The sequence below is a fragment of the Streptomyces sp. CNQ085 genome, assembly GCF_022614595.1.
Taxonomy (GTDB): Bacteria; Actinomycetota; Actinomycetes; order Streptomycetales; family Streptomycetaceae; genus Streptomyces.
This window is the reverse complement of sequence record NZ_JAJFAU010000012.1, coordinates 9,073-29,793: the sequence shown is the minus strand read 5'-3', so window position 1 is coordinate 29,793 and position 20,721 is coordinate 9,073. Positions and strand designations below refer to the sequence as shown.

General features: G+C 72.7%; 19 protein-coding genes and 1 tRNA gene. 8 read left to right on the top strand and 12 right to left on the bottom strand.

Features of this window, described 5'->3' with window-relative positions; all coding sequences use genetic code 11:
• Positions 1–220: 220 nt before the first annotated feature.
• The 3 genes from LJ221_RS04295 to LJ221_RS04285 all read left to right on the top strand — a co-directional run bounded on the left by LJ221_RS04295 (position 221) and on the right by LJ221_RS04285 (position 2,470).
• Positions 221–382: a hypothetical protein gene (locus LJ221_RS04295; RefSeq protein ID WP_155071312.1), complete on the top strand. Its 162-nt coding sequence runs from the start codon at positions 221–223 to the stop codon at positions 380–382.
• 82 nt (positions 383–464) lie between these two features.
• Positions 465–1,670 carry a cupin domain-containing protein gene (locus LJ221_RS04290; protein ID WP_241713847.1) on the top strand — a complete coding sequence of 402 codons (1,206 nt, stop codon included), beginning with the start codon at positions 465–467 and terminating at the stop codon, positions 1,668–1,670.
• On the top strand, positions 1,610–2,470 hold the full coding sequence (locus tag LJ221_RS04285; protein WP_241713845.1) for an aldo/keto reductase: 861 nt from the start codon (positions 1,610–1,612) through the stop codon (positions 2,468–2,470). The genes LJ221_RS04290 and LJ221_RS04285 overlap by 61 nt, the downstream gene beginning before the upstream one ends.
• Here the strand turns inward: LJ221_RS04285 and LJ221_RS04280 are convergent.
• From LJ221_RS04280 to LJ221_RS04255, 6 genes are all read right to left on the bottom strand, one after another.
• The gene (locus LJ221_RS04280) at positions 2,458–3,315 is read right to left on the bottom strand and encodes a hypothetical protein (protein WP_241713843.1); all 858 of its coding nucleotides are present in this window, start codon (positions 3,313–3,315) and stop codon (positions 2,458–2,460) included. The genes LJ221_RS04285 and LJ221_RS04280 overlap by 13 nt on opposite strands.
• 93 nt (positions 3,316–3,408) lie before the next feature.
• The gene (locus tag LJ221_RS04275) at positions 3,409–5,076 is read right to left on the bottom strand and encodes a relaxase/mobilization nuclease domain-containing protein (RefSeq protein ID WP_241713841.1); all 1,668 of its coding nucleotides are present in this window, start codon (positions 5,074–5,076) and stop codon (positions 3,409–3,411) included.
• Positions 5,077–5,080: 4 nt separating this feature from the next.
• Positions 5,081–5,758: a MobC family plasmid mobilization relaxosome protein gene (locus tag LJ221_RS23600; RefSeq protein WP_308314716.1), complete on the bottom strand. Its 678-nt coding sequence runs from the start codon at positions 5,756–5,758 to the stop codon at positions 5,081–5,083.
• Positions 5,759–6,000: 242 nt separating this feature from the next.
• Positions 6,001–6,885 (bottom strand): DUF2637 domain-containing protein, encoded by an 885-nt coding sequence (locus LJ221_RS04265; RefSeq protein WP_241713839.1) that lies wholly within the window; start codon positions 6,883–6,885, stop codon positions 6,001–6,003.
• Positions 6,886–7,446: 561 nt separating this feature from the next.
• Positions 7,447–8,760 carry a DUF3631 domain-containing protein gene (locus LJ221_RS04260; protein WP_241713837.1) on the bottom strand — a complete coding sequence of 438 codons (1,314 nt, stop codon included), beginning with the start codon at positions 8,758–8,760 and terminating at the stop codon, positions 7,447–7,449.
• Positions 8,761–8,996: 236 nt separating this feature from the next.
• The gene (locus tag LJ221_RS04255) at positions 8,997–9,227 is read right to left on the bottom strand and encodes a hypothetical protein (protein ID WP_241713835.1); all 231 of its coding nucleotides are present in this window, start codon (positions 9,225–9,227) and stop codon (positions 8,997–8,999) included.
• 95 nt (positions 9,228–9,322) lie between these two features.
• On the opposite strand from LJ221_RS04255, the gene LJ221_RS04250 reads away from it, so the two are divergent.
• Positions 9,323–10,003: a helix-turn-helix domain-containing protein gene (locus tag LJ221_RS04250; protein WP_241713833.1), complete on the top strand. Its 681-nt coding sequence runs from the start codon at positions 9,323–9,325 to the stop codon at positions 10,001–10,003.
• Positions 10,000–11,697 (top strand): tyrosine recombinase XerC, encoded by a 1,698-nt coding sequence (xerC, locus tag LJ221_RS04245; protein WP_241713831.1) that lies wholly within the window; start codon positions 10,000–10,002, stop codon positions 11,695–11,697. The genes LJ221_RS04250 and xerC overlap by 4 nt, the downstream gene beginning before the upstream one ends.
• 50 nt (positions 11,698–11,747) lie before the next feature.
• On the opposite strand, the gene LJ221_RS04240 is transcribed toward xerC, so the two are convergent.
• A tRNA-Thr gene (locus LJ221_RS04240) sits at positions 11,748–11,820 on the bottom strand.
• 227 nt (positions 11,821–12,047) lie between these two features.
• Between LJ221_RS04240 and LJ221_RS04235 the strand changes: the two genes are divergently transcribed.
• From LJ221_RS04235 to LJ221_RS04225, 3 genes are all read left to right on the top strand, one after another.
• Complete coding sequence (locus LJ221_RS04235; RefSeq protein ID WP_241713828.1) at positions 12,048–13,145, top strand: ABC transporter ATP-binding protein; 1,098 nt, start codon at positions 12,048–12,050, stop codon at positions 13,143–13,145.
• Positions 13,146–13,413: 268 nt separating this feature from the next.
• Entirely contained in the window at positions 13,414–13,824 is a 411-nt protein-coding gene (locus tag LJ221_RS04230; protein ID WP_241713827.1) for a hypothetical protein, read from the top strand.
• A gap of 148 nt (positions 13,825–13,972) precedes the next feature.
• Complete coding sequence (locus tag LJ221_RS04225) at positions 13,973–14,716, top strand: nucleotidyltransferase family protein (RefSeq protein ID WP_241713826.1); 744 nt, start codon at positions 13,973–13,975, stop codon at positions 14,714–14,716.
• 70 nt (positions 14,717–14,786) lie between these two features.
• Here LJ221_RS04225 and LJ221_RS04220 read toward each other — a convergent pair whose 3' ends face one another.
• The 5 genes from LJ221_RS04220 to ispD all read right to left on the bottom strand — a co-directional run bounded on the left by LJ221_RS04220 (position 14,787) and on the right by ispD (position 20,496).
• The gene (locus tag LJ221_RS04220) at positions 14,787–16,541 is read right to left on the bottom strand and encodes a DoxX family protein (protein WP_241713825.1); all 1,755 of its coding nucleotides are present in this window, start codon (positions 16,539–16,541) and stop codon (positions 14,787–14,789) included.
• 107 nt (positions 16,542–16,648) lie between these two features.
• On the bottom strand, positions 16,649–17,602 hold the full coding sequence (gene rlmB, locus LJ221_RS04215; protein ID WP_241713824.1) for a 23S rRNA (guanosine(2251)-2'-O)-methyltransferase RlmB: 954 nt from the start codon (positions 17,600–17,602) through the stop codon (positions 16,649–16,651).
• A gap of 102 nt (positions 17,603–17,704) precedes the next feature.
• Positions 17,705–19,117, bottom strand: a complete 1,413-nt coding sequence (cysS, locus tag LJ221_RS04210; protein ID WP_241713823.1) for a cysteine--tRNA ligase — start codon at positions 19,115–19,117, stop codon at positions 17,705–17,707.
• Between the two features lie 100 nt (positions 19,118–19,217).
• On the bottom strand, positions 19,218–19,721 hold the full coding sequence (ispF, locus tag LJ221_RS04205; protein ID WP_241713822.1) for a 2-C-methyl-D-erythritol 2,4-cyclodiphosphate synthase: 504 nt from the start codon (positions 19,719–19,721) through the stop codon (positions 19,218–19,220).
• Positions 19,711–20,496: a 2-C-methyl-D-erythritol 4-phosphate cytidylyltransferase gene (gene ispD, locus LJ221_RS04200; protein WP_241713821.1), complete on the bottom strand. Its 786-nt coding sequence runs from the start codon at positions 20,494–20,496 to the stop codon at positions 19,711–19,713. Before ispD ends, ispF begins: the two co-directional genes overlap by 11 nt.
• Positions 20,497–20,721 lie beyond the last annotated feature (225 nt).

Here is a 20,721-nt window from a genome sequence, read left to right as displayed (position 1 = left end):
GAGTCGCCCGGCAGGCGGCGTGGAGGAAGGCACCGAGCACGAGGCGGCTTCCCGCGTCGCGGCTGAACACCGCCCGGGCCGGCGAGCCGCCCCCTCCTACCCCGTCCCCGTGGACGACTCCCCTACGGCCACGGGGACGGCCCCGGCAGCACCAGCACCTCCGCACACCACAGCTTCCCGCCGAACCCGGCGGGAGAACCGGTAGAGGAAGGAGCACCAAGTGGGAGACACCACCCCCTCCGTGGAGGAGGGTCTTCTGGTCGCCGTGGAAGTCCTCGCGAGCGTCCACGACCGGCACGACAGCAGCGCCTCCGACCCGGGACAGGGCAGCTCCGGTGACGGCCCCTGGCCCGGTGGCGACGGCCTGAACCACGCGGCGTAACCGCCGGCTCTCCGGTGGAGGGGCCGCGCACGCGGCCCCTCCATCTTCCACCTCCCATCTGACGCAAGGAAGGGAACAGCCCATGGAGCACCGTCTGGTCCGCGCCGTCGAAGAGGCACTGGGGTGGGACGGCCCGGCCCCGCTCGGAAAGGACTTCGCCCGGGGAAGCATCGGCGATCCCCAGCTCGTCACCCGACTGCTCACGCCCGCGCGCCTGCTCGACATGGTCATGCGCCGGAGCCTGGCCAACCCCCAGTTCCGCTTCTTCAAAGGCGGCGAGGAGCTGCACCCCGACGCGTACCTGGACCGGCAGGTCACACCCAGGGGCCAGGCGGTACCGATGGCCGGCATGCGCCGCGTGGGCAGCCTGCTGCGCGAGGGCGCGACGCTGGTCCTGGACCAGTCGAACGTCTTCGACCCCACGATGGAAGTGACGTGCCGCGCCCTGCAGTGGTGGTCCCGGGAGCACGTCCAGGCGAACGTGTATCTGACCACCAACGACGCCTCCGGCTTCGACCTGCACTGGGACGACCACGACGTCCTCATCGTCCAGCTCGCCGGGGAGAAGCAGTGGGAGGTGCGTGGCACGTCACGGCCCGTGCCCATGTTCCGGGACGCCGAACGGAACAACACCCCCAGCGAGGAGATCGTGTGGACCGGCACCATGAAGGCCGGCGACGTCATGCACATCCCCCGCGGCTACTGGCACGCCGCCACCCGGGCGGGCCGGGGCGGCGGCCACAGCACCCACGTGACCTTCGGGTTCGCCAAGCGCACCGCCGTGAGCTGGCTGACCTGGCTCGCCGACTGGTCCCGCCAGGAGGAGGTGTTCCGCCACGACCTCGACCGCTGGGGCAGCCCGGAGGAGCGGCAGGTCCAGGAACGGCGGCTGACCGACGCGGCCTCCCGGCTCCTCGACGCACGCGGCCCGGCGGAGTTCCTCCGGCTCCGCGAGCGCGAGGCTCCCTCCGGTCGGCACGTTCCCTTCCTGGAGATCTTCGGACCGCTTGAGGACGTGGTGTGTGTCAGCGAGTTCCCGCCGCTGATCCAGGAGGAGCAGGAGACGGTCACCGTGGTGGCCGCAGGCAAGAAACTCACCTTCGCCTCCAAGGCCCTGCCCGGACTCCGCCTGCTCCTGAGCGGCCACCCGGTGCGGCTGGACGAGGCCGCCCAGGTCGTGGGCGCCGAGGTGGGAGCCCTGGCGAAGATCCTGGTGGAGGAGGAACTGTGCGCGAGCCTGACCCCCGAGTTGTCCTCGGGCTACACCGATCTCGTCATGAGCGCCTGATCCTCACCAGCGCGCTGGAACTCGGTGTCGAGGCGATCGACACCAGTTTCAACTACCACGGCTTCTCGGCCCACACCGCCCTGGCGGGGGTGGGGGGCGACCTCCTGCCCCGCTTCACGGTCTCCACCAAGGTCGGGTTCTTCCCGGCCGCCGGCGGGGCCGAGCACTCACTCGACCCCGGCAGGCTCCGGGCAGCGGTGGAACAGACCAACCGTGATCTCGGACGCGTCCCCGACCTGGTGTTCCTGCACAATCCGGAACGCTCCCTGCCCGAACGCTCCTCCGCTGGTCAGGAAGCGCTGGGTACGGCGTGCGCCGCCTTGGAGAGAGCTGCGGCGGACGGGCTGTGCGGGGTCTGGGGCGTCTCCTCATGGGATCCCCGCCCACTGCCCGGCCTCGTCGACGGCACCATGCCCAGGCCCGACGTGGTCATGGTCCGGTCGGGGCTCCTGGTTCCGGTGGACGTCCTGGAAGCGTCGGAAGCCCTGGCAGCACGGTGGGGCCTCGAACCTGATCAGCTGTGGGGCATGAGCCCCTTCGGAGGCGGGATCGGAGACCCGCTGTGGAAGACCTTCGACCCGCAGGTCTTCGTCCAAGACCCTGACGACGGTCTCTCCGCCGTACAGGCCGCGTTCCGCACCGCCTACCGGCTGCCGCAGGTGGGGAGGGTCGCCGTCGGCACGGACGACCCGTCCCACCTGGCGGAGCTGGTCACCGCCCTGCGGTACGAGGCGGATGTCGGCAGCCTGCGCACGTACCGGCGGCTTCTCCGCGAGCGGACGGGCCGTCAGCGGGCCTGAAGTTCCTCCGCGATCCGCGCCGCCGTCCGGTGTGCCGGCTCCAGGCGGGGGTCCTCGGGGTGGGCGTCCGGGGCCAGGATCTTCGCGCAGACGAACAGGGTCATCAGCTTGCCGTCCCGGCTCTCCAAGTCGCGGCTCCGCTCCTGGCGGATGCGTTCGGCCAGAGCCGGGACGGCGAGGGAATTGCCCCACAGGGACGCGGCATCCAGCCCTCGGGGTGCCATGCCCCAGTCCTCCCAGTCGAACAGGCAGAACTGCGGACCGGTCATGTTCGCCCAGTTCAGGTCCGCGTGCGCGGGCCGCCACTGGCTCACCGTCGTATCGATGCCATCGGGCAGGAAGCGGCGGACCGCCTCGGTGACACCCTGCTGGGTGATCGTGACGGTGTCCGGAGTGGCGACGCGGCTCGTGCGGTGGGCGGCCAGCGCGTCCAGCGAGGCGTTCAGCGCCCGCCACCACGCATCCGGCAGCCCGGGGTCGGAGGCCAGGACGCTGGTGCCGATCGGCGCGCCGGGCAGCAGATCGGTCTCATCCGCCCGCCACATCGCGGCACCGTCTGGCTGGCGCCACACCACCGCCCGGTGCCACCGGGGCTGCGCGACTGTCTCCAGGACGGCCGCGCACTCGGTGCCGTTCCAGCCCTGGCTCCCGATCTTCTCCATCCGGCGTCGCTCGATGCGCACCCATGTGCCCCGGTCCGTCCGCGCGCCCAGCGAGCGCCGCTTGCACACCAGCGTGTCCCGGTCCAGCCGGGTCTGGAGAGACCGCTCGACATCGTCGAGCACAGCGTCGACCGGCTCGATTCTCAGGTCGGCCTGTGCGGCGGCAGGCGCGGAAGATGGCATGGAACCTCCTTGGCGGCCGTCCGACGCTAGCAAGGAACCGGCCTCCCATGTCTCCGGAAGGGAAGACGTGGCACAGCGGTCCGCTCGGTGTGGTCAGCGGTACCGCGTCCGGGACGGCTGCGGGTCTGGAGCGGCGGGGTGCTGCGCGGTGGTGCGTGCTCTGGCTGCTTGGGCTCGTGGGCTGGGGGCGTGGCGTTGGCCGAGGCGGTGGATGCGCCAGGTCAGGGTGCGGGCAGGGTGGCGGGCGTCGTTCAGGGTGCGCTGGCCCAGGGCCTGGTCGAGGAGGGTGGCGGCGTTGTGGCCTGTGGTCTCGGCGTCGGTGAGCACGGCGGCGAGGGCGTCCCAGGCGGGGTCGTTCAGGATGCGCTCGGCGTGCTCGGGGGCCGCCCGTTGGAGATGGAGGGCGAGGCGTTGCTTGGTCTGGAGGCTGGGGGTGCGGTGGGCGAAGTGGTCCAAGACCGGCCCGGCGATTCGTATGTAGGCGGTCTGGAGGTGGAGCAGGGTCTGCTCGGCAGCTGCTTCCTGCTGAGCGTGCCGGTGGGCGCGGTGCCAGTGCCTGGCGTAGGCCACGGCGAGGAGCGCGGCGTCCAACAGCATGGCCAGCCCGGCGCCGTCCGCCGGGGCGGGGTCGCGCACGATCGCCTGAACGCTGCGGCGCAGGGCGCGGGCACTGTCGAGGTCCGCGGTGATGCGGGAGCGGGTGGCGCGCTCGAAGGCGACGGCGGCCTGCTCCAGCTCGTCCCGCAGACCGGCCGGTGCGGCAACCGGCAGGAGGTCCAAGGCTCCGCCGAGGGCGACCAGCTGCCCCTGCGCCACCCTGTCATCGCTGCCGGTGAGGTGGTGGGGGATGCGCTCGGTGGCCGCGGTAGCCTGGTGCCAGGGATCGGCCGGGCGGGCGGGTACCGGCTCGGGGGTGAGGGTGCCCAGGCGTTGGCGGACCTGGGGCAGGGAGAGGTCGCCGGCCAGGGTGGAGCCGGAGTACCACACGGGCTCGCCCTGGCCGTTGGTGTCGCCGGGCAGGGCGACGCTGTAGCCCAGCAGGTCGCCGGACGGCCCGGCCTTCGGGCGCACCTCCACGCCGGAGGCGGCCAGCAGCGCGAAGAACCCGGCCTCGTCGGTGGCGGCGGCCACCGCGCGGCGGACCCGCAGGCGCAGGACCTCCCTCGCGGTGGCGTCCCGGCCCTGCCGTTTGGCCTTGAAGTGCTCCTTGCTGGTGGGGCGCTTGGCCGCGGTGCCGTCCCCGGGCTTCAAGCGCCGAAGCCCGTAGTCGGCCTCGATCCTCCGTGCCTCCCTCTGGACGGCACGGTAGTCGTGGCCCCGGTCGGGGCGGCGGCCGTCCTGGCGGACGAGGGTGGCGGCGATGTGGATGTGGTCCTCGGCGTGCCGCACTGCCACCCAGCGGCACGCCTGGCCGTCCCCGTCGGGGGCGATGCCGGCGGCGGCCACCATCCGGCGGGCGATGTCCGCCCACTGGGCGTCGGTGAGGACCGGGTCCTCCGGTGCGGCACGGACCGGGCAGTGCCAGATGGTGGTCTTCGGCGCCCGGTCGCCCAGCAGGGCCACCGGCTGGTCGAGCTGGGCCGCGAGCTGCCTTTCCACCGTCTTCGGGTCGCGGTGCGGGATGCGGCCGGGGTCGGGGGCGAAGTCGTTCCAGGAAGCCACCAGGTGCGGATCGGTGTGCTCGTTCGCCCGGCCCGTGCCGAACAGGTAGGCGACCAGGCGGCGGGTGCTGCCTCTGCCGAGGATGATCTTCGGTATCACCGCCTCACCGCCCCGCCGTCACCTGGGCGATGGCGGTGTCCAGCTCGGCGATCGACGCCTCGACGCGGCCCAGGAGGCGGCGGACCGCCTCCCGCTCGGGCAGGGCGCCGTCCTGGTTGAGGTGCCGGGCGAGCTGGTTGAGGTTGCTGCCGACCCTGCCCAGCTGCCCGTTGGCGGCCATCAGCACTCTGACCGCGGCGCGGTAGTCGGCGACCGCCGCCGCGGGGTCGTCGGCGCGGGCGGCGGCCAGCGACGCCTCGGCAACGTAGCCGCCCACCTGCATGCCACTGGCCCCGGCCGCCCTCGCAAGGTCGGCGAACTCGCCGTCGCTGTAGCGCGGATGCACGCGGCGCTCACGTAGCTGGTGCTCGCGCAGACGACGACGCGGCGTGGGCGGCTGCGGCGCGCTCGGCGACGGCTCGGCGGCTCCTCCCACGGTCGGCTCCCCCGGGCCGGCCGACCCCGGCGCTCCCACGGCGCCGGACGCCTCCGCCACCCCCGGGGCGGAGGCCGGGTAAGGACTCCTAACCCGACAACTTGCTGCCCCGAGGTCGGCCGTGGGTGCCTCCTGCTGGATGGGGACGGGTCCGTGGTGCGGCTCGTTGGTCAGGCGGGAGTTCCTGCTCGCCGCAGTGCCGTCCGTGGTGGGCGTGGTGCCGTCGGGGCTTTGGTGGGTGGTCATGAACAGCGTCTCCATGGTTGCTGGTTGGGGCGAGGGGTCTGGGCGGATGGCGGCGGCGACCGACGGCCGCGGCGGGTGGAATCGGTGGGTGCGGCGGCGGCATGGCCGGTATCCACAGGGTGTGGGCTGGTAACCGGCCCGCGCTGCAAGGAAGCGGAGTTCTGCCGATGCTGGTTGGGGTCGGCAGAAGTGAGTGCGGTCCGCTGCCCGATCCGGCACCGGGCAGCGGACCGCGTCAGGCGTCATTCGACGGCCGGGGGCTTGCGTACCTGGGATCGTGCTTCCTCTGCGCGCAGTTGGCGCATGAGCTGGGTGAAGCGGGTACTGCCCAGGGGGAGCCCCGCTGAGCGGACCGCCTGCTCGACCACAGATCGTGAGACGCGGTGCTGGGCGACGGCGGGGCGGGCGACCGCGAGGAGCTGTTCCATGGTCGCTCCGGCAGGGCGGCCCGTCCTCTTGCCTCCGCCCCTTGAATCTGCCTCGGTCGTCTCGGCTGTCCACGTGTCGGGGGTGCCGGTCTCCGTGGCGACGTCCGTGGGCGTCGGGGTGTCCTGATCCGCCAGTCCCTCGGCGGACCTGGCCATGCCGAGAGCCTGATGCACCGGGCTGGAGCTCGGATCAGGGGTGACCGGATCGGCGGTCGGGTCCGCTTCCATCCCGGCGCCCCTGACAGCCTCAGCGGTTGCGGCGGGGGTGCTGGCGGGCTCGGCGACGAGCTGGTGGATCTGCCGCATCAGGACGCCGAAGGCCAGCAGCGCGGCGGTCGGAGGGACGGCGGCGACCACGTAGTCCAGGAGGGGGACGGTGTCGGCGGCGCCCGTGCCGCTGACTCCGGCCACGTTGAGGGCGATGGAGCCGATCGATCCGGTGGCGGTCAGGGCGATGGCCCACCAGTCCGGTGCCCGGCGCAGTCCCGCACGGAGCATGAGCAGTTCGCCCGCGACGATGAAGGCGTCCAGGGTCGCAGGCCAGGCCCACCGACGGGCCGGGGAGTCACCCAGCCCGTGCTGTCCGGCGACCTCGGCCAGGTGTGCGTAGGAGAGCCAGAATCCGCCGGCGGTGAGGGCGACGATGACGATTCCGGCCGCGACGAGTACATATCGCTCGGCGGTCTGCTGGGTCACCACGTACCGCCCTTCGCCGTGGTGTGCTCCGCCACCGTCGGGGTGATCCGGAGTCCGGAGATGCTGATGTCGTTGCCGCTATGGGCGGCGGCTGGTGCGGTGGGTATCGCAAGGGAGGGCATGGGGTCTGGGGTGCTCCTGCGGTGTGGCTCGGGTCGTGATCGCGTGATCCGTCTTGGCCGTCTTGGCCGTTGCAAGCGCAGGTCAGGCGGGTACGGCAGCCGCGTCGACCTTCCGTCCCGGAGGCGTGCCGGAGCCGTACGCCGGTCCTGCTGCCGGGAAGCCGCGGCTCATCTCAGGAGAGGCGGTTCTCTGCGTGCTGCCTGTCGGCCGGGACGGCGCTGTCGCAGCGTGCCGCCCCGGCCAGCGGTGCCACGACCTGCGGCGATACGGCGGGGACGCTCGGGACGGCACAAGACGGATCTGGGCAGCGTCCTGGCGGAGGCAGCGCGGTGATGATGATCGCGTTGCCGTCTTGGGCCCGGTTGCCGTCTTGGCCGCATGCCGTTTGACCTGCGATGTCACGGCAGGGACGGCAGGGACGGCAACCGGGGGACGCGGGGCTCAGGCCATCGTGGTGCTGGTTGGTGCGGTGTCCACTGAGTGGACGGTGGGGCAGTAGCGCCGCCAGGGGTCGAGGAACTTGTTGCGCGTGTAGCCCTTGCGCTGGGTTCCGTCGGCGAGGCGGACGTTGCCGGGCTTGATGCCGAACTCGCGCAGCATGGCTGCCAGGTCGCGGGCGGTCAGCCCGCCTCGTCCCCACTCCGCCCAGGGACTCTCGGCGTCCTGGCGGAGCTGGTGGAGCAGCTCGTCCGTGGGCAGGCTGTCGGGTTCGCGCTGGGCGGCGAACACCCTGCGGATGTCGGCCAGGATGCGGGCTCCGCCCGGCTGGTCCTCCTCCGCTTCGACCTCGGTGGCGACCATCCGTGCGCACGCCGCGCGGGCCCGGCGGGGCCAGGGTCCGGCGGCGAGGTCGGCGACGATCACCAGGGGCTCCCAGGTGTCGGCGGCGCGGTCCTCCACCGGCATCACCGGTTCCAGGTCCGCGGCCTCGTCCAGCAGTGGCCGGGCCCAAGCGGCGATACGGTCACGCAGGTCGTGCAGGGCCGGGATGTCGCGGCGGGAGCGGAAGGGCTTGACGCTCTCGCCCTCGGCGCGGCGGCGCATGCGGACCACCACGGAGCGGTCCATGATCGTGTCGGGCAGGTCACCGATCCCCGCGAGGGCCGCCATGGCGAAGGTGGCGAACTTGTGGGGTGTGTGGTCGTTGCCCACGACCCGGGTGACGTAGCGGTTGCGCTGGTGTCCGGCGTTGAGCAGGCCGCGCATCTCCTCGTTCTTCTCGGCCTGCTTCGGGGTGCCGAAGATGGTGTCGGCCTCGTCCACCAGGAGGGTGGGCGGCTCGTCGGTGATCGAGCGGAAGACCGCGGCCGGCGTGGTGTTGATGGTGAGCATCGGCTCGTGGACCGTCTCGGTCAGCACGTCCAGCAGCCGCGACTTGCCGCACCGCTTGGCCGGTCCCACCACCGCCAGGCGCGGGGCGTGCTGCCACGCGGGCTGCAGGTGCGTGGCCGCCACCCACAGCGTCACCGCGTCCAGCGCTTCCTGCGAAGGCAGGATCACGAATTGGGCTATCTGCGCCCGTAGTTCGCCCAGCAACTCCGATCCGTGCGTCGGCTCCGGCTCCGGTGCTTCCTCCGGTCCGTCGGGCTGTTCTGCCTGGGCGGGGCCACAGGGGTCGGCGTCCTGGTCGGCGCAGGAACCGGTGTCCTCGGCCGGTGCGCCCTGAAGGCGGGCGCCGGGTCGGCCAGGTACTGCGACCGGTGGCCAGGTGGCCTTGCCGGGTGCGGCAGCGGGGCCGGGTGGCGTAGGTTGCACAGGGCAGCTCCTCGTCTGGCGGTGGCGGGCTTGCGCGCCCTGGCCGCCGGGTTCGATCGCTTCAGGCCGTACAGGGGTGTTGCCGGAGCCTCCGGCGTTGCGCCGCCGGAGGCTCACCTGTTCCTCGCGGGCACTCGGCTGCGGCGAGGGGACACGGACACTACGTCCAGCCCTCGCCACAGTCCACCGCTTCTGTGTCAGCTCAACGCAGAATCGTCTGTTACGGGGGCGGGCGGTCACGCCGCCAGGCCCAGCAGGCTGAGCAGGTCCGCGGTCACCACCCGGTACCTCCTGCCCAGCCGCAGCACCTTGCACGGGTACTGGCCCCGCTTGGCCAGCTCGTAGCCCTTGCTCCGCCCCAGCCCCAGCGCCCGGTTGCCGGTGTCCAGGTCAACAGCGGCAGGCAGGGCCAGCAGTTCCTCCCGTGCCATCCCCTTGGACTGCTCGGCGGCTGCGGTCTCACGCATGCGGTGCTCCGTTCACGGCTGAGCCCTCGGCGAACGCGCTCATCACGTCCGGCTCCAGGCCACACCATCCAGTGTCATCAAGTTAATGTGTCTCCATGACACAGCACGGTTTCGATCCTGGAGATGACGAGGACGACGTCCCGGAGTGGGCGGACCAGGTCACGGCCACCGTGGCCGGCGAAGTCCGCCGACGGAGGAAGGAGCTGGGATGGAGCGCGCAGGACCTGGCCGACCGGTGCGAGCAGGTCGGCTACCCCATTCCCCGCAATGTGATCGCCAACATGGAGTCCGGCCGCCGCCGCACCCTGCCCCTGGTCGAGGTCATGGTCCTGGCCAAAGCCCTCAACACCTACCCGGTCTGCCTGCTCTACCCGGTCGGCTACGTCCCACGGGTCCAGCAACTCCCCTACCAGGACACCGTCCCCACCTGGGACGCGATGCGCTGGTTCACCGGCCAGTCCGAGGACTTCGGCGTCGAGGACGCCATGCTCCGCACCTTCCGCGCCCACGCAGACCACCAACGCGCCGCCCTGGCCGCCCTGGACGGCGAGAAGCGCGAGCGGTGGGAGGCGGAGACCGCCCCCAGTCCCACGCGGCGGGAGGAAGCCCTGGAGGCCCGGGCCGACTACGCCGAACGCGCCGTACAGGCCAAGTACCGGCTGCGCGTGGCCCGCGCCTTCATCCGTGACGGCGGCGGCACCCCACCCGACCTACCCCCCGAACTCTCCGACGTCGACCCGCCCGAGGCCGACACCACCGAAGGGAACACCGCTTGAAGGGCTCCACCCACCGCCGCTGCTACTGCCGCGATCCCCACACCGGCAGACCGCTCGGCAAGAAGTGCCCCAAGCTCGCCGGCCGCAAGCACGGCACCTACTCCATACGCCAGGAACTCCCACCCCGCGAGGACGGCGCCCGCCGCTCCTTCAGCCGCGCCGGCTACGACACCCTCAAGGCCGCCCAGACCGACCTCGACCACGTCCGCGCCCTCCTCGCCCTGCCCGATGCCGACGACCCCGAAGACGTCGAGCGGATCGCCGAGCTGCTGGAGCAGGTCGCCGACGACAAGGCGCCCCTGCCGGACGTCGAGGAGATCCGCCGGAAGCTCAACCACGGCCTGGACCTGACCAGTCGGCTCACCGTCGGCGAATGGCTCGACACCTGGCTGGCGGGCAAGAAGGGCCGCCGCAGTGCGATCAACCGCGACGAGGGCAACATCCGGGTCCACCTCAAGCCCCGGATCGGTCATCTGCGGCTGGACCGGCTGCGGGTCAGCCACCTGTCGGAGATGTTCGAGGCCATCGCCGAGACCAATGTGGAGATCGTCGAGGCGAACGCCGCGCGCCGCAAGGCGATCAGCGATCTCGCCGAGATCCCCTGGAAGGGACGGGAGAACCGGGCGCGGCGGAAGGCGTTGAAGGCGGCCATCGCCGAGATGCCGCCCTTCCGCCGGGTCGTCAGCCCCTCTACGCTGCAGCGCATCCGCTCCACGCTTCGGGCCGCCCTGAACACGGCGATCTCGCAGCAGTTGATCACTTTCAACCCCGCCTCCCACGTACGGCTGGAGGCGGGCAGGCGGCCCAAGGCCCTGGTGTGGACCGAGGAGCGCATCGAGCGCTGGAAGCGCACCGGTGAGAGGCCCTCCCCCGTCATGGTCTGGACACCGGAGCAGACCGGCGCCTTCCTCGACCACGCCGAGAAGGACCGGCTCTACGCGCTGTTCCACCTCGTCGCGTTCCGCGGTCTGCGGCGGGGCGAGGCGTGCGGTCAGCTGTGGGCCGACACCCACCTGGAGACCGGGCTCATCACCGTGGCCAAACAGCTCGTGGTCGACGGCTGGAAGGTCTACGAGGACGACCCCAAGACCGACGCCGGCGCACGCACCATCGCGCTGGACTCCGCGACCGTCCGTGCCCTGGAGCTCCACCGTGCGCGCCAGGCGAAGGAGCGCGGGGAGTGGGGCGACGCCTGGGTGGAGACCGGCCGGGTCTTCATCCGCGAGAACGGCGAGTGGCTCCACCCCTCCAACGTCACCCGCCGGTTCATCGAGCTGTACGAGGAGATCGGCCTCCCGCCCATCCGCCTGCACGACCTGCGCCACGGTGCCGCGACGCTGGCCCACGCCGCCGGAGCGGACCTGAAGGACATCCAGGAGATGCTCGGCCACTCCTCGATCGCGATCACGGCCGACACCTACACCAGCCTCCTGCCGGAGACGGACAAGGCCATCGCCGAAGCGGCGGCCCGCCTCGTGCCGCGTGCCCGCATGCCGGAGGGCACCGGCCGGGCCGAGGAGAGCGACGAGCCGGGCGGCGGTGAGGCAGCCGTCACCGGTCCGGACGGTGCCGCCTCGTCCGGCGGCGGAACGGCCGGTGGTCTCCCGTCCGCTCACGCAGCGCTCACGCAGCCCGAGCCGGAAGAGGAGTCGAAGGCGGAACCCGACTCCTCCGAGGAACCACCGGCACAGTAAAACCGCAGGTCACCCGGCCTTCACCGGATGATCCTGCGGTTTGTTCCCTGAGCCGCCTGTCGGGTTCGAACCGACGACCTTCGCTTTACAAGAGCGGTGCTCTACCAGCTGAGCTAAGGCGGCGTGTGCGGCGGCGCCGCGGGCCCGGCGGGGCCCCGGCACATACGCAGTGTGCAGTGTACCCACTTCCCGGCACCGGGCCGGAGTCCTTCTCGTGACCGCTGAAGTGCTGACAAGACATCCCCCGGCGGGTTACCGTCAGTCCACGTTCACACAGGTTCACACACGTGGAACACGACCTTTACTCGGATCGTCCGGCACGTTCCTGCCGGTGAAGGAGAGAACCGACCATGGCCTCGGTCACGTACGACAACGCCACCCGGATCTACCCGGGCACCGACAAGCCCGCGGTGGACAAGCTGAACATCGAGATCGAGGACGGCGAGTTCCTCGTCCTCGTCGGCCCCTCCGGCTGCGGCAAGTCCACCTCCCTGCGCATGCTCGCGGGCCTGGAGGACGTCAACGGCGGCGCCATCCGCATCGGTGACCGCGATGTCACCCACCTTCCACCGAAGGACCGGGACATCGCCATGGTGTTCCAGAACTACGCGCTCTACCCGCACATGACCGTCGCCCAGAACATGGGCTTCGCGCTGAAGATCGCGGGTGTGCCGAAGGACCAGATCCGCGCCAAGGTCGAGGACGCCGCGAAGATCCTTGACCTGACGCCCTACCTGGACCGCAAGCCCAAGGCGCTCTCCGGCGGTCAGCGGCAGCGTGTGGCGATGGGCCGCGCGATCGTCCGCGAGCCGCAGGTGTTCCTCATGGACGAACCGCTGTCGAACCTCGACGCCAAGCTCCGCGTCCAGACCCGCACCCAGATCGCCAGCCTCCAGCGCCGGCTGGGCATCACCACGGTCTACGTCACTCACGACCAGACCGAGGCCCTGACCATGGGCGACCGGGTGGCCGTGCTCAAGGACGGCCTGCTCCAGCAGATCGACTCGCCGCGCAACATGTACGACAAGCCCGCCAACCTCTTCGTCGCGGGCTTCATCGGCTCCCCGGCGATGAACCTGGTCGAGGTGCCGATCGCCGACGGCGGTGTGAAGTTCGGCAACAGCGTCGTGCCGGTCGAGCGCGAGGTCATCGCCGAGGCTGCTGGCAGGGGCGACAAGACCGTCACGGTCGGCATCCGCCCCGAGCACCTGGACACCGTGGGCGAGGGCAGCGACGCCGGTCTGGCCGTCACCGTCAACGTCGTCGAGGAGCTGGGCGCCGACGGTTACGTCTACGGCACCGCCCAGGTCGGCGGCGAGGCGAAGGAGCTGGTGGTCCGCGTCGGCGGGCGCGAGGTGCCGGAGAAGGGCGCGACCATCCACGTGGTGCCGCGCGCCGGCGAGGCACACGTGTTCTCCATCTCCACCGGCGAGCGCCTGACCGACTGATCACCCGAACTCAACACGGCCGATACGGGGCCCGTACGTCCGCGCGCGGCGGACCGTACGGGCCCCTGGCCGTCCCCCCGGGCCGCGGGGGAGGGCGTCCCGCTCGCGGTCCGCGTCAACACGGAGACATCTCCGCACCTGGGATTACGTGGTTCTCCTTCACTCGCGAGAGTGACTGAATGTCGTTAATCAACGACTCCTCGCTACCATCGCAGACGCCCCGCACAGCGGGCCCCCGACACCCGTCCCTTGCGAGGAGGACTCCACAGTGAACCAGGCAGCGCGCCGTATCGGCCGATCTCTCGCCCTCGTCCTCCCGGTCGTCCTGGTCCTGTCCGGGACCCTCGCCGTCACCGCCGTTCCCTGGGCACCGCGGGCGGGGACGCAGGTGCTGACCGCCTCCGCGGAGCGGGCGGCCCCCCTCGACAGACCCCGCGCCCCGCACGAGGTGGTGCGCGACCGGCTCATCGCCGAGCTCCAGCGGAAGGACCCGGGCACCGCCCTGACGAGCCTGCAGAAGGAGATCGGCCGCCGGCCGTCGCTGGCGCGGCACTGCACCTCCATCGCCCGCGCGCTGGGCCGGGCCGCGGTCGAGAAGTACGGTCCCGCGCGCGCCCACTCCTACTCCCGGCCGGTGTGCGACACCTCCTTCGCCGCGGGCGTCGCCGATATCCGCTGACCGGTGCGGCCCCGGATGTGAGGGGCGATGTGAGGGGTCTGTTCCGCCGGCCGTTTCACCGTGTGCCCCGCGCCTTCCGCCCCTGTGCCCGTGACCGCGCGGGACGGGTGCCGCAGGGGCGCGGGAGCGGTGCGCATATCGTCACCGCATGACACTCGACGACCAGCTCGCGCACACGTATCCGACCCAGGCCGTGGTCCTGGCCGGCGGCCAGGGGTCGCGGCTGCGTCCGTATACGGACGACCGTCCCAAGCCGATGGTCGAGATCCCCGGCACGGGCACCCCGATCATCGGCCACCAACTCGCCTGGCTGGCCGCCGAGGGCGTCACCGACGCCGTGGTCTCCTGCGGTCATCTCGCCGAGGTGCTCCAGGAGTGGCTGGACGGCGCCGACCTGCCGCTGCGGGTGACGACGGTCGTCGAGACCGAGCCCCTCGGCCGCGGCGGAGGGCTGAAGTACGCCGCCGCCTCCCTCCCCCGCCCCGGCGAGCCGTGGTACGCCACCAACGGGGACATCTGGACGCGTTTCTCGCTGCGGGAGATGGCCGGGTTCCACGCCGAGCGCGACGCGACCGCCACCCTCGCGCTGGCCCGCCCGCGCATCCCCTGGGGCGTCGTGGAGACCGACGAGTTCGGTCACGTCCTGGACTTCATCGAGGCTCCGCCCTCGCCCTACCTGATCAACGCGGGCGTCTACGTCTTCTCCGCGCCCTTCACCGCGATGCTGCCCAACCGCGGCGACCACGAGCGGACCACTTTCCCCCGGCTGGCACGCGAACGCGCCCTGGCGGGCTTCCCGATCCCGCAGGGCGCGTACTGGCGTGCCATCGACACCGCCAAGGACCTCAGCGAGGCCGCCAGGGAACTCGCGGACGACGGCCGTTCCCGGTAGTCCGGTCCGGGCACGGCCCGGTGTACGGCGGTGTGCACGGAACCGGCCGACCGCGGCCGGCCGGTTCCGTTCAGCCCAGCAGGCCCCCCAGCGCGCCGCCGCCGCTGCCGCCGTCGCCGGAGCCCGCTCCGCCGTCGCCCGCGTCGCCGTCGTTCTCGCCGCCGCCCGTACCGCCCGCAGCACCGGTGTCCCCGTCGCCGCCCGTACCGCCGGGACCGGTCGGGGTGCCCGCCTCGGGCGCGGGCGGGGTGGCGGGCTGCCGCGGCGCCTCCACCGTCTGCCCCTGGCTCGGCGTGCCCGGCCCTGCCCCGGCGCCGGCACCGCCCGCGCTCGGGGTGGTGTCCCCGGCACCGGGGGTGGACTGGCTCGGCGACGAGCCGCTCCCCGTCTCCGGCGGCCCGGTCCCCGTAACCGGGGTGGACGGGCTCGGACCGCCGGTGGAGCGCTGCGGCAGCGGCGAGCCCGGCTGGTTGTTGGTCAGCGGATCGCCCGGCCTGGGCACGGTGGCCAACTGCGCCGAACGCACCGCGCTGCCCAGCACCGAGCCGACCAGCAGCGTCAGACCGAGCACCACCGCGGCGACGGCCGCGCCGCGCCGCAGAACGCGCCGGCGCAGCTCCCACACTTCCGCACGCGGGCCCAGCCGGCGCCAGGCCTCGCCCGCCAGGCGCGCGTCCAGCGAGTAGTACGGCGCCCCCGCGATGATCAGCGGGCTCCAGGCGGCCAGGTAGATGAAGTCCGGGGCGTCGTACACCGGGACCGTGCGCCAGCTCACCGTCAGGATCAGGGCCGCCGACAGCAGCGTGCCCAGGCCCGCGGCGGCCCGTTGCCACAGTCCCATGAAGGTCAGCACACCGATGACGATCTGGAGGAAGGCCACGGTGAGCCCGGCGCCGACGGGGTGGGCGGCCGCGAGGTCGCGCAGCGGAGCGGCGACGGCCCACGGCTGGAGCGAGCCCAGCCAGGCCACCAGGGAGCCGCGATCGTCGCCGTCGAAGTAGACCGGGTCGCAGAGCTTGCCCATCCCGGCGTAGACAGAGACGAAGCCGAGGAGGATCCGCAGAGGCAGCAGCACGACGCCGAGGTTGATGCGGCGGTCGGGGTAGAAGCCGTGCCGGGCACGGCGGGCCTCCTCGCGCGGGCTCCCCTCCTCGTAGCCGTCGTAGCCGTCGTAGCCGTCGTAGCCGTCCGGCTCTCCGTCGTGACCGTCGTACCCGTTGTCGTACTCGCCGTCCCGGTCGTGGGCGGCGGGCTCGTACGGCTCGAAGGGGCGGAGCGGGGCGCCCGGTGCGCCGTACGCGCCCCCGGCTGGGCGTACCCCCGCGGGCAGCGGGCGCTCGGGCAGCCGGGGCGTGCGGGGGGCGATGATCCTGGGACCGCCGCCGGGGATGTCGTCGAGGGCGGGGATCACCGTGGTGCGCGGGCCGCCGTCCGGACCCGTCGCGGGGCGCGGCACCACGCGCGGCAGCACCTGCGTGGTGGCGTTGCCCGTCTCCTCCCCGTCGGCCCCGTCCATCCCGGCGCTCGCACGGCGTACCGCCTGGAGCAGCCGGGTGGCCCGTACGTCGCCGGGTTCCGTCCGGCCGCTCCACACCACGGGCGCGCGCCGCCCGGAGGCCGGGCGGCGGACCGGGACGGCACCGCGCGCCGCCGTCGGCACGCCGGCTCCGGTCAGCACGCGGCCGCGGGGCGGCGGCGAGGCGAGCCGCACCCGGAAGCTGGCGTGGTTGACGACGACCTCGGCCGGGTCGCTGGGCACCTTGACCGTGCTCAGCACCGGCTCGTCGTCGAAGAAACCGCGGGGTGTTCTGGTGTCCACACTCATCTAACCGAGTGACGGACACATAGGACACTGGCTTGACGGCCCCGATCTGTCGGGGGCCCGTCAAGGTTCGGGCCGACGCGGCACCGGCGGCACCGGACGCGCAGACGTCAGACGCGTCGGCGGCGGGCGGCCTCGTAGAGGGCGATGCCCGCGGCGACACCGGCGTTGAGGGACTCGGCCCCACCCGGCATGGGGATGCGCACCCGCATGTCGCAGGTCTCGCCGACCAGCCGGGACAGGCCCTTGCCCTCGCTGCCGACGACGATCACCAGCGGACCGTCCAGCGCGGCCACGTCCTGGATCTCGGCCTCGCCGTCGGCGGCGAGGCCGACCACGAACAGGCCCTCCTTCCGGTACGCCTCCAGGGCGCGGGTGAGGTTGGTGGCCCGCGCGACCGGAGTGCGGGCGGCGGTGCCGGCCGACGTCTTCCAGGCGCCCGCGGTCATGCCGGCCGCGCGGCGCTCGGGGACGACCACGCCGTGGCCGCCGAAGGCCGCGACGGAGCGGACCGCCGCACCCAGGTTGCGCGGGTCGGTGACGCCGTCGAGCGCGACGATCAGCGGGTCCTCGCCATCGTCGTACGCGGCCGCGGACAGGTCCTCGGGGTGGGCGTACTCGTAGGGCGGGATCTGGAGGACCAGGCCCTGGTGGTTGAGGCCGTTCGTCATCCGGTCCAGCTCGGGGCGCGGGGCCTCCATCAGGTGGATGCCACCACGGTCAGCGGCGAGCTTGAGGGCCTCGCGCACACGCTCGTCGTTGTCGATGAACTGCTGCACGTACAGCGTGCTCGCGGGCACGCCCTCGCGCAGCGCCTCGACCACCGGGTTGCGGCCGACGACCAGTTCGGAGGTGCCCTTGCCGCCGCGCCGGGCCGGGGAGCGGCGGGCGGACTGGCGGGCCTTGGCGCCCGCGACGCGGTTCTTGACGTGGCCCTTGCGCATCTCGGCGGGCGGCGTGGGGCCCTTGCCCTCAAGGCCGCGGCGCCGCTTGCCGCCACTGCCGATCTGCGCGCCCTTCTTGTTGGACGTGCGGCGGTTGGGGCGCTGGCTGTTCCCGGCCATCGGGATCACTCATCTCTTCTCGCTGCTCGGTGGAACATCGGTGGAACGGGCGGGCGGACGGGATGGTTCACGGTCGCGCTCCGGGGTTCGGAGGGGCGGGGCTCAGCGGGCGTCGCGCGAGCCCAGTTCCCAGCGCGGCCCGGACGGTGTGTCCTCGATGACCAGACCGGAGCGCTGGAGCTGGTCACGGATGGCGTCGGCGGTCGCGTAGTCCCTGCGGGCACGCGCCGCCTGGCGCTGCTCCAGGACGAGTCCGACCAGGGCGTCCACGACCGAGGCCAGTTCCTCGCCCCGCCCGGCGGAGTCGCCCCCGGCCCAGTGCGCGTCGAGCGGGTCGAGGCCGAGTACGCCCAGCATCGCCCGTACGTCGGCCAGGGCGCCGGCCACCGCGTCCTTGTCGTCCTCCGCAAGGGCGGCGTTGCCCTGCCGGACGGTGGTGTGGACGACGGCGAGCGCCTGCGGGACGCCGAAGTCGTCGTCCATGGCCGCCGCGAACTCCTCGGGCACCTCGGCGGCCGGTTCCACGGAACCGGCCCGCTCGACGGCCCGCTGGACGAAGCCCTCGATCCGGCCGAAGGCGGCCTCTGCCTCGCCCAGGGCCTCCTCGCTGTACTCGATCATCGAGCGGTAGTGCGGGGTGCCCAGGTAGTAGCGGAGCACGATGGGCCGCCACTGCCGGACCATCTCGGAGACCAGCACGGAGTTGCCCAGCGACTTGCTCATCTTCTCGCCGCTCATCGTCACCCAGGCGTTGTGCAGCCAGTAGGCGGCGAAGTCGTCGCCGTAGGCCCTGGACTGGGCGATCTCGTTCTCGTGGTGCGGGAAGACGAGGTCGACGCCGCCGCCGTGGATGTCGAAGGCGCGGCCCAGGTACTTGTGGGCCATCGCCGAGCACTCCAGGTGCCAGCCGGGGCGGCCGGGGCCCCAGGGCGTCTCCCAGCTCGGCTCGCCGGGCCTGGCGGCCTTCCACATCGCGAAGTCGCGGGGGTCGCGCTTGCCGGTCTCGCCCTCGCCGGAGGGCTGGCGCAGGTCGTCCAGGTCCTGGTTGGACAGGGAGAGGTAGCCGGGGAAGGAGCGCACGTCGAAGTAGACGTTGCCGTCGGCGGCGTAGGCGTGGCCGCGGTCGATGAGCTCACGCATCATCTCGACCATCTCGGGGATGTGGCCGGTGGCGCGCGGCTCGTAGGTGGGCGGCAGGCAGCCCAGCGCGGTGTAGGCGTCGTCGAAGGCGCGCTCGTTGGCGTAGCCGATCGCCCACCAGGGGCGGCCCCGCTCCGCGGACTTGGCGATGATCTTGTCGTCGATGTCCGTGACGTTGCGGACGAACGTCACGTCGTAACCGCGATGGATGAGCCAGCGGCGCATGATGTCGAAGTTCAGCCCCGACCGGACGTGACCGATGTGCGGGGCCGCCTGAACGGTCGCGCCACACAGGTAGATCGAGACGCGGCCCGGGGCGAGCGGGGTGAAGTCACGGATCTGCCGGGCGCTGGTGTCGTACAGGCGAAGAGTCACGGGTCAAGGGTAGTCGGAAACGCGAGAGGGTCGGTGCGGACCGGGCACGGAGCGGTCGCCGGTCACGGCCGGGCCTCGACCGGCGACCGCGGCCGCGGATTCAGCCGCGCCGGACGACCAGCGCCGTGGCGACGGCCGCCAGCCCCTCGGCGCGGCCGGTCAGGCCCAGGCCGTCGGTGGTGGTGCCGGAGACGGAAACGGGCGCGCCGACCGCTTCCGAGAGCGCCTTCCGCGCCTCCGCGCGACGCTTGCCGATCTTGGGTCGTACGCCGATCACCTGAATCGCCACATTGCCGATCTCGAAGCCTCCGGCCCGGACGATCCGGGCGGCCTCGGCGAGCAGCGCGGTGCCCGCGGCTCCGGACCACTCGGGACGGCCGGTGCCGAAGTGGGCGCCCAGATCGCCGAGTCCGGCCGCCGAGAAGAGGGCGTCGCAGGCGGCGTGCGCGGCGACGTCGCCGTCGGAGTGCCCGGCCAGGCCGTGCGTCTCCCCCTCCCACAGCAGGCCGGCGCACCACAGTTCGCGGCCCTCCTCGAAGGCGTGCACGTCCGTGCCGATGCCGACCAGCGGCAGGGCCGGAGAGGAGACGGGCTCAGAAGCCATCGGTGACCCTTCTGCGGGCGAGTACGGCCTCGGCGAGCACGAGGTCCAGGGGGCGGGTGATCTTGAATGCCTCCTCGTGGCCGGGCACCAGCACCACGGGCACGCCCAGCCGCTCGACCAGCCCGGCGTCGTCGGTGGCCCCCTCGCCCTCGCGCGGGGCGTCCGCGTGCGCCTTGGCGAGGATGGCCCGGTCGAAACCCTGGGGGGTCTGCACGGCGCGCAGCAGGGACCGCTCGGGGGTGGCCACGACCGGTTCGGGCTCCCCGGCCGGAGTGCCGGGCGCGATCCGCTTGACGGTGTCGGCCACGGGCAGCGCGGGGACGACGGCGGGCGCCCCGGCCCGTACGGCGGCGACCACGGCCTCCACCGTCTCCACCGGGACCAGCGGGCGGGCGGCGTCGTGGACGAGGACGGTGTCGACGTCGCCGGGCAGCGCCGCCAGCCCGCGGGCGACCGACTCCTGACGCGTTCCGCCGCCGGTGACGACGATCACCTCGGTGTCGCCGGCGGACTGGGGCAGGGGGTGCTCGTCCAGGAGCGTGCGGACGGCCGCGGCGCCGTCGGGCGGCGCCACGACGACCACGAGCGAGACCGTGCGGGCGCGGGCGACCGCGCGGACGGCGTGGACGAGCATCGGGGCGCCGCCGAGCGGGCGCAGCGCCTTGGGGGCGCCGCGGCCGAGCCGTATGCCGCGGCCCGCGGCGGGGATGACCGCCGCGGTGCGGGGGGACGGCGCGCCGCACGTCGCTTCTGCGTGCCTGGTTTCGTCTGGCATTGGTCGCCCGTTCAGGTTTGTTTCCTCAATGGGAGTGGGTATGGCACTCAGCGTGCCGGGTGCGAAGCCCCGACCGGACCCTTCCGTGACGACCGGTCGAGCAGCCGCCCGGACCTGGCAGTTCCAGTACCGGGCAGTCGGGCGGCGAGCGTCTCGGGTGGCCCGTACGACCCACTACAACCGCATTCCGGCAGTCACGGGCGGAGAATCCGGCCGGATCTCCGC

What these genes read in the sequence shown, in the direction of transcription:
- LJ221_RS04290 (WP_241713847.1), top strand. Translation starts at nt 465, where the DNA reads ATGGAGCACCGTCTGGTCCGCGCCGTCGAAGAGGCACTGGGGTGGGAC.
- LJ221_RS04280 (WP_241713843.1), bottom strand. Translation starts at nt 3,315, where the DNA reads ATGCCATCTTCCGCGCCTGCCGCCGCACAGGCCGACCTGAGAATCGAG.
- LJ221_RS23600 (WP_308314716.1), bottom strand. Translation starts at nt 5,758, where the DNA reads ATGACCACCCACCAAAGCCCCGACGGCACCACGCCCACCACGGACGGC.
- LJ221_RS04255 (WP_241713835.1), bottom strand. Translation starts at nt 9,227, where the DNA reads ATGCGTGAGACCGCAGCCGCCGAGCAGTCCAAGGGGATGGCACGGGAG.
- LJ221_RS04250 (WP_241713833.1), top strand. Translation starts at nt 9,323, where the DNA reads ATGACACAGCACGGTTTCGATCCTGGAGATGACGAGGACGACGTCCCG.
- LJ221_RS04235 (WP_241713828.1), top strand. Translation starts at nt 12,048, where the DNA reads ATGGCCTCGGTCACGTACGACAACGCCACCCGGATCTACCCGGGCACC.
- LJ221_RS04225 (WP_241713826.1), top strand. Translation starts at nt 13,973, where the DNA reads ATGACACTCGACGACCAGCTCGCGCACACGTATCCGACCCAGGCCGTG.
- LJ221_RS04220 (WP_241713825.1), bottom strand. Translation starts at nt 16,541, where the DNA reads ATGAGTGTGGACACCAGAACACCCCGCGGTTTCTTCGACGACGAGCCG.
- rlmB (WP_241713824.1), bottom strand. Translation starts at nt 17,602, where the DNA reads ATGGCCGGGAACAGCCAGCGCCCCAACCGCCGCACGTCCAACAAGAAG.
- ispF (WP_241713822.1), bottom strand. Translation starts at nt 19,721, where the DNA reads ATGGCTTCTGAGCCCGTCTCCTCTCCGGCCCTGCCGCTGGTCGGCATC.
- ispD (WP_241713821.1), bottom strand. Translation starts at nt 20,496, where the DNA reads ATGCCAGACGAAACCAGGCACGCAGAAGCGACGTGCGGCGCGCCGTCC.